Origin of the sequence: Maribrevibacterium harenarium, from assembly GCF_006385675.1 — a bacterium.
In the GTDB taxonomy this organism is placed as follows: domain Bacteria; phylum Pseudomonadota; class Gammaproteobacteria; order Pseudomonadales; family Marinomonadaceae; genus Marinomonas; species Marinomonas harenarium.
The window spans coordinates 1-11386 of the sequence record NZ_VFRR01000060.1 but is presented as its reverse complement, the minus strand read 5'-3'; the positions used below and the strand labels follow the sequence as shown (position 1 = coordinate 11386).

At 48.3% G+C, this 11386-nt stretch carries 13 protein-coding genes; 6 read left to right on the top strand and 7 right to left on the bottom strand.

Annotated features, from left to right (window positions below):
• Positions 1-254 precede the first annotated feature (254 nt).
• Positions 255-380, top strand: a complete 126-nt coding sequence (gene tnpA / locus FJM67_RS17870) for an IS66 family insertion sequence element accessory protein TnpA (protein WP_268888277.1) — start codon at positions 255-257, stop codon at positions 378-380.
• Between the two features lie 107 nt (positions 381-487).
• Here tnpA and FJM67_RS16150 read toward each other — a convergent pair whose 3' ends face one another.
• Positions 488-1267, bottom strand: coding sequence for a hypothetical protein (locus FJM67_RS16150; protein WP_140591520.1), 780 nt, complete (start codon positions 1265-1267; stop codon positions 488-490).
• 201 nt (positions 1268-1468) lie between these two features.
• Between FJM67_RS16150 and FJM67_RS16145 the strand changes: the two genes are divergently transcribed.
• Positions 1469-1669: a hypothetical protein gene (locus tag FJM67_RS16145; protein WP_140591517.1), complete on the top strand. Its 201-nt coding sequence runs from the start codon at positions 1469-1471 to the stop codon at positions 1667-1669.
• A gap of 24 nt (positions 1670-1693) precedes the next feature.
• Here the strand turns inward: FJM67_RS16145 and FJM67_RS16140 are convergent, their stop codons facing one another.
• Entirely contained in the window at positions 1694-3163 is a 1470-nt protein-coding gene (locus tag FJM67_RS16140; protein WP_140591515.1) for a RimK family protein, read from the bottom strand.
• A gap of 176 nt (positions 3164-3339) precedes the next feature.
• Between FJM67_RS16140 and FJM67_RS16135 the strand changes: the two genes are divergently transcribed.
• A complete protein-coding gene (locus FJM67_RS16135; RefSeq protein WP_140591512.1) occupies positions 3340-4464 on the top strand; it encodes a peptidase C39 family protein in 1125 nt (374 codons plus the stop codon).
• Here the strand turns inward: FJM67_RS16135 and FJM67_RS16130 are convergent.
• Together FJM67_RS16130 and FJM67_RS16125 are read right to left on the bottom strand one after the other, a co-directional pair.
• Complete coding sequence (locus FJM67_RS16130) at positions 4461-5417, bottom strand: hypothetical protein (RefSeq protein ID WP_140591510.1); 957 nt, start codon at positions 5415-5417, stop codon at positions 4461-4463. The genes FJM67_RS16135 and FJM67_RS16130 overlap by 4 nt on opposite strands.
• 54 nt (positions 5418-5471) lie before the next feature.
• Positions 5472-6317, bottom strand: a complete 846-nt coding sequence (locus tag FJM67_RS16125; RefSeq protein WP_140591507.1) for an SDR family oxidoreductase — start codon at positions 6315-6317, stop codon at positions 5472-5474.
• 176 nt (positions 6318-6493) lie between these two features.
• Here FJM67_RS16125 and FJM67_RS16120 point away from each other — a divergent pair, with 176 nt between their 5' ends.
• The 3 genes from FJM67_RS16120 (at position 6494) to FJM67_RS16110 (ending at position 8723) form a co-directional block, all read left to right on the top strand.
• The gene (locus FJM67_RS16120; RefSeq protein WP_140591505.1) at positions 6494-7732 is read left to right on the top strand and encodes a DEAD/DEAH box helicase; all 1239 of its coding nucleotides are present in this window, start codon (positions 6494-6496) and stop codon (positions 7730-7732) included.
• Between the two features lie 157 nt (positions 7733-7889).
• Positions 7890-8261, top strand: coding sequence for a glutathione S-transferase N-terminal domain-containing protein (locus tag FJM67_RS16115; protein ID WP_140591502.1), 372 nt, complete (start codon positions 7890-7892; stop codon positions 8259-8261).
• A gap of 36 nt (positions 8262-8297) precedes the next feature.
• Positions 8298-8723 carry a DUF3010 family protein gene (locus tag FJM67_RS16110; RefSeq protein ID WP_140591500.1) on the top strand — a complete coding sequence of 142 codons (426 nt, stop codon included), beginning with the start codon at positions 8298-8300 and terminating at the stop codon, positions 8721-8723.
• A gap of 40 nt (positions 8724-8763) precedes the next feature.
• Here the strand turns inward: FJM67_RS16110 and FJM67_RS16105 are convergent, their stop codons facing one another.
• Genes FJM67_RS16105 through FJM67_RS16095 form a run of 3 tightly spaced genes read right to left on the bottom strand, consistent with a single transcriptional unit; the run spans position 8764 to position 11250 of the window.
• Positions 8764-9642, bottom strand: a complete 879-nt coding sequence (locus tag FJM67_RS16105) for a LysR substrate-binding domain-containing protein (RefSeq protein WP_140591497.1) — start codon at positions 9640-9642, stop codon at positions 8764-8766.
• 38 nt (positions 9643-9680) lie between these two features.
• Entirely contained in the window at positions 9681-10430 is a 750-nt protein-coding gene (locus FJM67_RS16100) for an amino acid ABC transporter ATP-binding protein (protein WP_140591494.1), read from the bottom strand.
• Entirely contained in the window at positions 10423-11250 is an 828-nt protein-coding gene (locus FJM67_RS16095) for an amino acid ABC transporter permease (protein ID WP_235890092.1), read from the bottom strand. Before FJM67_RS16095 ends, FJM67_RS16100 begins: the two co-directional genes overlap by 8 nt.
• Between the last annotated feature and the right edge of the window lie 136 nt (positions 11251-11386).

The following is an 11386-nucleotide window of genomic DNA, read 5'->3' as shown; positions in this document are numbered from 1 at the left end:
ATAGCGGGATGAGATTGATACAATCCTTATTGCCGAGAAGGCTAGAAAATGAAATGGCGCTTTAGTCTAAAATCGCCATTATTCAGGGACGACTATCTATTTTTCCTTTAGTTTCTGATTTTTTGAAATCTCTTTCACTTTCCGACCCTAAAGATTGTGATTGTGAACCGTAAGTGTCACTAAATAAGCCTCTAGTTTTCGCGCTTAACGCCGCCCAAACTGGGTTTCGTCTATTCATCCACGGAGCACACCACATGAATGCAAACACAGCGTTAAACCAAGCTTGGGCAGACCATATCGAAAAGTGGCGAGCCTCTGGCCTGTCCATCAAATCCTTCTGCGAGCAAGGAAGCTTGATGTACCAACAGTATAGCTATTAGCGGCAGAAGTTTTCTGCCTGCCACAGCCTAGACAACGGGATCAAAAGTAGCGAAATCATCCTATCCCAGCAAGAAATGAACGCAACCTCAAAAAAACCATTTTGTGTTTACCAGTACTCTTGGCCGCGAAAATAGGTGGTTACGATCACGCTGTTGACCACCACAATGTAGATATTGGACGTAGTGTGAGTATACAGCTTGGGTAGCGCTTTTAAGCGCTCTTCAAGGGGCAACTCTGCGTCCGTGTATTTGCGCAACTTATGCTGGGCGACTTTGGATGGCAAGGGCACTTCTTTGAGTTCGGGGTGTTGTATTTGCACCAAGAACGAGTTCCAGGGATGCTTGATGGCTTGACCGTTGGGGGAACGCTCGATGAATTGATCGATAGCATGACGTGTCACGTAGAGGGTGCCTACGGCGGTGGCGACGGGCTCATGAGGCATAGGAGCGGCGGTAATGGTGTGTCGCTCAACGATATAGGGGTGCTCTTCGGTCGGTTCGGTTTGGACAGGACGATCAAAATCTTTGAGATGGGGGTGAAGTTTTTTGGCGGTCTCGATATGGCATCCCATCAAGCGGGTGCGAAGGAAACCGGCATAAGCGTAGGCAATGGGCTTGTTGGTGGTCATGCTTTTGGCCACCTTGCGGATCGAGCCACGGGAGACAACGAGACCGATGGACGACCCTTTTTTGACTTCGACTTTGAAGCATTGACGCTCGACAATTAGATAGCGCATGGCGCACAGTTCGGCACAGATTTCGAGTTCATCTTGGGGGGCGTCGAAGAGGACGGTGACGACCCCACCGAGTTTGCCGTGTGTTTGAAAGGCTACGTCCACAGTGCGATCGTTGATGCGCTTGGCGTGGGTGAACAGTGACATTCTCATGCTTAATCGTGCGCTCCGTGCAGGTGAGAGGGACAATGATACAACAGAAGTGGTTGTCGATTAATAGAGCAGACTGTACGAAAAAATGAGCAAACAGGCAATTTATTATACCACCCCACCTGTGCGACAAAGTCCCCCAGCTCCACTCTACCCACAATGTTTTACCAAGGCAGTGGTTCGCAGCAAAACTTGCGACTTACCATGCAACGCACAACGGGCGACAAAGTGGAAGTTTGGCAAGATAGCCACCCGATGGTGGCATTGAGTTTTAGCCAGCTTATTGAATTATTGGAGGTGCATTTCCACGTTCAGGTGATGGAGCACGACTATGAGTGTTTGAGTGCATGGAATGGCAAAAGTGGCAATGGTATCTTTGTCTGTACTAAAAAAGCGGTGGCGTGATCAGTTACACCACCGCTCGTTCGGTTACTCAGTCGCCGTTTTCTTTTGCATCCGGCGTAGAAATTCCGACATGATTAACATATACAGCTCGTCACCCAAATATTTGTCTTCTACCCCGCGATCGATACTCGGGTTGTCATTCACTTCAATAACATAACCACGACCTTTTACTTCTTTAACATCGACACCATATAGGCCGTTACCAATGGGCTTGGTCGCTGCAATCGCTGCCTGCAGTACCCGGCGCGGTACTTCAAAGGTTGGCAGCGTATCGAAGCCTCCACTCTGACTCTTGGACTCACTGTGTTGGTAGATCTGCCAGTGATTCTTCACCATGTAATAGCGGCAAGCATAAATCGGACGATTATTCAGCACACCGATACGCCAATCAAATTCTGTGTACAGGTATTCTTGTACGAGCAGCAAGCTGGATTTTTTAAACAAGTCATCCAAACAGGCTTGTAGTTCGGCGGTATCCTGCGCCTTAACTACTCCTTTGGAAAAGGCTCCGTCGGGGATTTTGACCACCATAGGGTAATCAATATATTGCTCTAACTTAGTCACCAAATCGGACTCACCTTTGTGAATAATCCGAGTTTTCGGGCTAGGCACCTTATAGGTATTGAACAAATCTGCCAGGTAAACCTTGTTGGTACAACGCATGATGGACTGGGGATCATCCATCACCACCAAGCCAGCCGCTTCGGCTTTTTTAGCGAATTGGTAAGTATGATGGTCGATATTCGTGGTTTCACGAATGAATAAGCCGTCATACTCTGGCAGACGGACGATATCTTTAGGACCGATCATGTCTACCTGAATGCCCAGTTGACGACCTGCTTGAATAAACTTATTTAACGCGTATTTATCGCTTGGAGGCATTTTCTCTTCAGGGTTGACCAGCATAGCCAGATCAAATTTCACCGAGCGACTTTTTCGGGCACGGTTCCATACCTTGCCGCTGAAAGCATCTAAGGATTCGGCAAACAGGGTTTCCTCGTCATCCGTCAATTTTAGATGTGAGCCGACTTTAACACTCTTAATTTGCCAGCTATGTTTGTACGACAAAGCAAAAGATATTACTGGGCACGGGTATTTTTCGAATAGCTTTCGGGCAAAGTCTTTTAACTCCGGTGTCAAACAACGACCAAAAATAGCCGATCCCTTAATCGTAACGGGTTCCGCGGGCACACCTAACTTTTTCACCAATTCCGGCAACCAGTGGTGAATGTCGATATCTTTCAAGCCACTATCATTAAGGTCGTTTAGTACGCGTACTGAGGGCATTACGTTGTGGGCTCGACTTTCTGCCAACAAAGAGCAGTAGTAACCGTCAGAAAGATATTTGCTCGTTTTACAAAGGTTAATGATGCGGGTACGGTCACCAGCACGGGTCGATAAAGAGAGGTATTGAGGGAAGGTAATCACTTGGTTACTCGGCAAAAAAGCCGACCAATCTTTTAGATCATCAACAACAATGTAAGTCTGTGCCATGGGGCGTTTGCCCTCCTATTTGGGCGGAGAAATTAGGCGCATAATGCGCTTAAACTTGCCCCTTGAATAGTAGTCTATAAATAAAAATTTATTGGTTTTTACCCTAGGTTTTTCTCTTTTCTCTCGCTAGAATTTGCTGCCAATTTCCAGCCATTTTGCCCCGTTCGGAGGCGACCATGTCATCCCCTTCTCTTGAGTTAAACCTCCCGACTTTACAGGTTCGCACAGCGGTGTTGGGCGATCTCGATGACTTGGAAAAACTAGAAAATCAGGCTTTTAGAGGCGACCGAATGAGTCGTAGAAGCCTGCGTCACGGTATCAAGTCCAATAGTTCAGTGATGCTCGTGGCTTATGAACAGAATCAGCTGAATGGCTACGCCTTAGTGCATCTATTTAAAGGACGACTTCATGCCCGGTTATATTCCTTAGCCGTCTCCACACAAGCCCGAGGAAAAGGCGTTGGTAAAGCCTTACTGCAAGCGGCGGAGGAAGCGGCAGCACAACAGGACTGTATATCTTTACGTCTTGAAGTCAGTGAGTTTAATACGGCAGCTATTCGCCTATATGAACAACAAGGCTATAAAGTCTTTGGTCGCTATCTGGATTACTACGAAGATGCCTCTAACGCGATTCGCATGTTAAAGCGGTTACGTTACCGTAGCGACAAGCCAGAACTCGCTAAAATTCCTTATGTGGCGCAACGGACGCCTTTCACCTGTGGCCCAGCATCATTGCTGATGGCGCTTTCAGCACAACAGGAAATTGACGCCAGTTTGGCCCAAGAATTAGCGATTTGGCGTGAAGCCACGAGCATTTATATGACCAGTGGTCACGGTGGCTGCCATCCTTTTGGATTGGCGATAGCAGCAGTCAATCGCAAGATCAAGGCAGAAGTTTGGGTCAATGATACGCAGCCTTTATTTACCGATGGAGTGCGCGACGACCTCAAAAAAACGGTATTAGAAACCACGCACCAAAGTTTCCTAGCAGAATGCCAGAGGCAAGCAATACCTATTCACTATCTAAACTTCGGCTTGGCCCAGTTAGAAGAAGCACTGAATAAAGGACAGAACGTCATTACTCTGATTAGCACTTATCGGCTCAATGGCAACAAGGCGCCCCATTGGGTGCTAGTGACGGGACAAGACTCCCGCCATATCTACATTCATGATCCAGATATGGAGAAACACGAAGATCCAATGGATTTTCAGCATGTTCCGATACGGAAAACAGACTTCGACAAAATGAGTCAATATGGCAAAGCCCGTTTACGCACCATGATTTGTTTACAAACGATTTAGGACAGCTGGTTAGGTTTCGTTTCAAGTCGTCGCGAAACAAAACCAATACGCGCCAGAATGGCAATCACTGCTAACGCGAAAACAATTCTTCCCCACAAGATACCGGACAAGTCAGCTCCCAATAGCAGTACCAGCATCGTATCTTCAATAACGCTGTGACACAGCCCGAGGAAGCAAATCGTTAAAAAGATATCCCGTCGAGTCAAATTACCCGACTCGGCTTCTTTAATAAGCAGACCCGCGCCGAAGGTCAACCCCAGCACCACACCAATAACAGCCACATTCGCCGCGTCACGGCCGATCCCCAGCATACGCAGCAACGGAAAGAGCAAGGCATGGATCAAGCGTTCTACACCTAACACGCGCAGAATACGCAGCAACGCCATCAATACAAAGATAATGACATAAATCCAAGCCAGGGTTTCCAACTGATTTTTGCCCCAGCCGAGTAAACTGGTATCAGCCACTGCGGAAGGCTGCCAGAGTAACTGGCTAGGTTGCTGCAATAATTGAAAATGGTTGTAAATGCCATTCAAGATGCCACCTAACACTAAAGCACCCACCACCCGGAGCGCGATGGTAACACGCCAACTGACACCCATTTTTTTGGCGATGGCCCCTTCAATCGGGATGGAGTGAGAAAGCAGTGCCAAACTGCCCAACACGGTAACTTGCGCCACGGTTAGGGACTCTGACATGCCGAGACTAAAGTACACCGACATGCCAGTATAAATATTAGTGAGCATTAGGGTCGCCCAAACAATACCCATTTCACCGGGCAAACCAACCCACTGCATCACAGGTGCCAAGAGGTGACCCAACAAGGTAACGCCACCGAGCATATCCAGCACTTTGACAATGATTAGTGCAGGCACCATCACTTTGAGCAAAGTCCAGTAGACTTTGGCTGCTTCTTGAATCAAGCGCCAAGGTGTTTGTAGCAAGCGAGTCATAATATTGTCCCCGAAAAACAGGCCGCTATTGTAACTTTGACGCAAGAAATAGCACTACAATGTTTGAAAATGCTCCGCTAAATGGTGGCTGCCATATTGGGGGGCGACCATATCCTGTCTTCCGGCAGTCAGAAAGAACTCGGCTGGACCAACCCAACTCTCCGGCATAATCCGAAGTACTGGCAATAGAACGTTAATCAACCCGATAGGCAATGATTGAATTTTCACGGGCTTGTCGACAGCAGCGAATGCCGCTTCAGCGATTTGCGCTGTAGTGAGGATATCTGGGCCACCCACATTCCATTCGTTCTTATCTTCATCTAAGGCCGACAGAATAAATTGCGCTAAATCGGCCCCATGGATAGGGTTAAGTGTTAAGGAACCATCTCCCAACACATAGGCTCTACCAGAGCGGGCCATATCCAAATAGGCCTCCAGATCAGAAAAGAAACCATTGGGACGCACAACGATTGGATGTGGGATATCCGACGCTTGCAAGCGCTGTGCAAAACGCTCCTTAGCCCGCAACAAGCGTACTTGTGGAAACTCCTGCGCTTTAAAAGCCGACATATATAGGAACTGCTTAACGCCCGCACTTTCTGCATCGAGCAGCAAATTCAAATTTGCCTGAAAATCCACATCTTGATAGGTCAAACCATCTTTCTGTCGCGTGATGCCCACACAAGAGATAACAATATCGTAGCCGTGGCATATTCCTTTAACCTGGCTGACATCGGTCAACTCGCAACTGACGATCTGATCATCACGTACCCCCATAGCAGACAGTTTAGCTCTATTGCGTGCGATAGCTGCAAACTCTCTACCACTATCCAATAGCGCCTGTACGATGTGACGTCCTAGATACCCTGTCGCACCCGCAACGAGAATTTTACCTGACATGATCTGCCCTCCCATATCAATGACTGTGATAAACAGTGTCTATCATTATCAGTAAATATTGTTACGCCCCAGACAAGTGGTAGCAAACAAAGATAAAACGCCACCATTGGCGATAATCCTAGGCGTGATACACTACACCGCTTTTTCCCTTTCGTAATGACATAAAAGGTATAGCCATGAGTTTCGCCGATCTCGGTCTTGCTGCCACACTGCAAACACAACTCGCTAATTTGGGGTATCTCACGCCAACTCCCATTCAGCAAGCTGCCATTCCTGCCGTCTTGGCAGGTAAAGATGTCATGGCCGGAGCACAGACAGGAACTGGCAAAACCGCCGCATTCGCCCTACCGCTGATTCAGCGACATATCCAACGTCAAGATAAGGCCATCCGCATTCGGGTACTGGTTCTGACACCAACGCGGGAACTGGCCCAACAGGTATACCAAAGCTTTATAAAGTACAGTGGGGGCACGGAATTAAGAACGGTTGTGGCTTACGGTGGTGTCAGTATTAATCCCCAGCTCGAAGCCTTACAACAAGGTTGCGAGGTGCTGGTCGCCACACCCGGCAGACTGCTTGAGTTAGCCATTAAAGAATTGATTGACCTAAGCCACCTGGAAACCCTGATCTTAGACGAAGCCGATCGCATGTTGGATATGGGATTTATTGTCGATATCGCGCGGATTTTAAAGCGCTTACCAGAAACGCGTCAGACACTCTTTTTCTCTGCCACCTTCAATGATGAAGTCTTTGCCTTAAGCAAAACACTCCTCAAGCAGCCGGAGTTGATCGAAGTTGCCGAGCGCAATGCCGTCGCAACCAAAGTAGAGCAAACCTTTTATGAAGTAGACAGCAAGCGTAAAGCGGCGCTTTTGGCTTACTTGATTGGCTCCAAAAACTGGCAGCAGGTACTGATTTTTACCCGTACTAAACAAGCCGTGGATGAACTCGTGGCTGAGTTAGCCAAAGACGGTATTGGTTGCGCCGGTGTCCATGGGGATAAATCCCAAGGTGCCCGGGAACGGAGCTTGGAAGAGTTTAAAGCGGGTAAGGTTCGCGCATTGGTTGCCACTGACGTCGCCGCCCGGGGACTGGATATCCAGCAACTCCAGTACGTGGTGAACTACGAATTACCCTATAACGCGGAAGACTACATTCACCGTATTGGACGCACCGGGCGTGCTGGCAAAGAGGGACTCGCGATTTCACTGGTTTCCCACAAAGAAAAATACCTAGTTGCCGATGTTGAAAAGCTGACCGGCGAGCATGTCATCCTGCAATGGGTCGAGGGCTTCGAGCCAAACTTCTTGGCTCAAGAAGACAACCAACCAAAACGCAAACCTTCCAAAAAAGCACTGCGCGCCAAAGCTCTGGGACAAAGTTCGAAATCTGGCAAAAAACGCCCCAAGCGCTAAAAAATGCTCACCCCCGACTAGCCTGACGCTCGTTGGGGGATTTTCCACTTGTTTTCCTGATCGCCCCTTAAATCCAACTGGATTTATCGCTAGAATGGCGCCCATCGAGAATCACCCATCAAGAACTGCCCAGCAGTCACATTGAAGAGCCTAAATCATGAAGTTATTTATCAAAGCTATCCGCAACTTACTCGGTGGCATCATCGCCCTAGTGGATGTCTTAACCCGTTTTTCCAAAAAGAAGCGTTCTGAGAAAGAACAAGCGATTGTTAACGAAGCAGCCAAACACCTCGCCCTATACCAGTTTTTTGCCTGCCCATTTTGCATTAAAACCCGTCGCGCCATTTATAAGCTAAACGTGCCAATCGAAAAGCGTAGCGCTAGCGAAGGCTCTAAATACCGGGAAGAGCTACTGGCCGGCGGCGGCAAAGTCAAAGTTCCTTGCCTACGCATCGAGGAAAACGGTCAAGTCCAGTGGATGTATGAATCCTCAGAGATTATCCGCTATTTAGAACAGCGTTTTGGCTAAACTCAGAACATACCAATTTACTAACGGAACCCCAATATGATTACCTGTGGTGTTGAGATCAAAGGCAGCGAGATTATTCTGTGCCTGCTAAAAAAAGAAGATGGGCTGTTTCAGATTCCCGATTGTCGCCGAGTTCGTCATGCCTTGACCCACTCAGATGACGCCAGTGAAGTACGCAAGTTTCAGTTCACCCTGAAAAAGCTGTTCGAAGACTACAAGGTGAATCATGTGGTAATCCGCGAACGCCCTACTAAAGGTAAGTTCGCCGGTGGTGCGGTAGGCTTTAAAATTGAAGCGGCGGTTCAGCTAATTGATACGGTTACGGTGGAGCTAATGAACAATGCCACACTGAAAGAAATCATCAAGCAAAATCCACTGCCAGTCGACTTTGCCGATACAGGTTTAAAAGGCTTTCAGGAAGGCGCTTTCAACGTTGCTTATGCGAGTCTGAGCCGTCGATGACGGAGCAAACAGCGACTCAGTGGTCGCTGTTTCCGTCTTATCATTTAACGCGCTCTAGCCAGTCAAAAAATATGCCTGCCTCATAGGACAAGTCCGTTCCAGACTTTTGTACTAAATAAAAGGATTCACTGGCGGGGACTCGCAGTGAAAATGGCTCAACTAATTGACCAGAAGCCAATAGGTCTTCCACCATTGAAGAACGGGCTAGCGCTACCCCCACTCCTACCTCGGCCAACCGTAGGGATGCTAATAAGGTATCTAGCTGCATCCCATGGGCAGGATCCACACGCTCTTCATTGGCCATCGACAACCAGTAACCCCAGCCTTCCTCATAGCCCAACACATGCAACAAGGTATGGTTGGCTAAGTCAGCTGTGGTTACCAGAGGTACACGCTCTAAAAGCGCTGGTGAGCAGACCGGAAAAAGCGTATCCCAGCTTAGCCGATGGGATAAATACCCAGGCCATTTACCATTACCCCAGCGAATCTCGAAGTCATCATCCGCATCCGAGTCTTTAACCCACAATGAACTGATGTAGCGAATATCAATATTAGGGTGCAGCTGATTAAACTCGGTTAACCGAGGAGCCAGCCAATGCACAAAAAAAGACAGACTACCGCGGATCTTTACTGGAGGACGCTGATCCTGATTGAACAGCTCATTAGTGGCAGCAGCCAACCGAGAAATGGAGTCTTGTACTACCGGCAGATAAGACATTCCCTCATCGGTTAATGCCAATCCTCGGGGCAAGCGCACAAATAATGCTACCCCTAAGTGTCGCTCCAACAAGCGAATCTGTTGGCTAACCGCCCCCTGGGTGAGATGTAATTCCTGGGCCGCTTTAGTGAAATTGAGACTACGGGCAGAGACCTCGAAAGTACGAAGCCAATTTAACGGCGGTAGAGTTTTTTGATTCATCCGAGAAGGTTCACATCACGCTTTAGCAACTAGGACGCTTAGAGTACCTGACCCAAAAAACGTTGCAAGCGCGGATGGGACGAGTTGAAGAAACGCTCCGGTGTTTCTTCCAATATTAACTCTCCCTCCTCCATAAAGACCAAGCGATCTGCAACTTCCCGAGCAAAACCCATTTCATGAGTGACCACGACCATGGTCATTCCTTCTTGAGCGAGTTCTTTCATAACGTCTAACACCTCACCGACCATTTCCGGATCCAAGGCGCTAGTAGGTTCATCGAAGAGCAACACCTTGGGCTTCATGGCCAACGAGCGCGCGATGGCCACCCGTTGTTGTTGACCGCCCGACAATCTGGACGGGTAATGGTCCATGCGATCATGTAATCCAACCCGATACAGTAAATTTCGTGCGCTTTCTAAAGCTTGGCCTTTGCTTTGTCCCAGCACCTTCATCGGCGCTAACATCACGTTTCCAAGGGCCGTTTTATGGGGAAATAGGTTGAAGGATTGAAACACCATCCCAACTTCCTCACGCAACTTATTAATATTGGTGCGTTTGTCTGCGAGGTCGATGCCATCAATACAAATGGTGCCGGAGCTAATCGTTTCGAGCTGGTTAAGTGTACGTAGAAATGTTGATTTACCAGACCCACTTGGACCAATGATGACGACCACTTCCCCTTCGCAAATTGTAAGGGAAACGTCTTTTAAGGCTTGGCAGCCATTGGTAAAGATCTTGTTTACCTGTTGTGCCACAATCAGTGGCTTGCTCACTGCTTTATCAGTCACTGGCGGCTAACCTCTTTTCCAAACGTTGAATGGCGAAAGACAAACTTGCCGTCACTATCAAATACAAAGCGGCAACCGTGAACCACACCTCGAAAGGAGCGAAGCTACCGCTCACTACTTCCCGACCAGCCTTTGTTAGATCGGTGATAGAAATAACCGAGACTAAGGAGGAATCCTTAATCAAGTTAATAAATTGCCCAGCCAATGCAGGTAAACTGCGCTTCACCGCCTGCGGCATGATGACGTAAAGCATCGCCTGCGGGTAATTCATCCCCAACGAGCGCGCTGCTTCCATCTGCCCCGGCGCGATGGACTGAATACCCGCCCGCACTATCTCGGCAATATAAGCTGCAGTAAAGATTGAAAGGGCGGCAACACCAGCGGTGAACCGATCAAGATCGAAAACGGTACCAATAAAAAAGTAAACGATGAAAATTTGTACGAGTAATGGTGTGCCGCGAATAATTTCCACATAGGTAACTGCCAAGTTACGCCATACCTGTGCTTTGGCGACGCGCATTAAACCAACAATGACGCCAAGAAGGGTAGCAAATAGCAACGACAGGACAGAGATCTCTATGGTCACCCATAGTCCTTGAGCTATCGGGCCGAAGCGCCAACCTTCGATCCTAGCAATGGTATCGCCCTGGAAGATCAAATCCCCATCACGCACCACAAGCTGATCGTATTCCGCTACCAATTGGCGCTCGCCACCAAAGTCCGGCTCAATGATTAACGCCCCATTGTCCGCCACCACGGCAGTACCATTCGCGCTGGCAACAATGTCTTGTGGTTCCGTATTAATGATGTATGGCCACAACCGCTCCCAATGCCAGTTGTACTGAATCTTCTGACCAGAGAGATAGTCGCCCCTGAAAAACTCTCAACCCATTGAATACAACGTGTTTTTATACGATAGTTAATACCGAAATCTTGCTATAAATACGCCGTAAGGC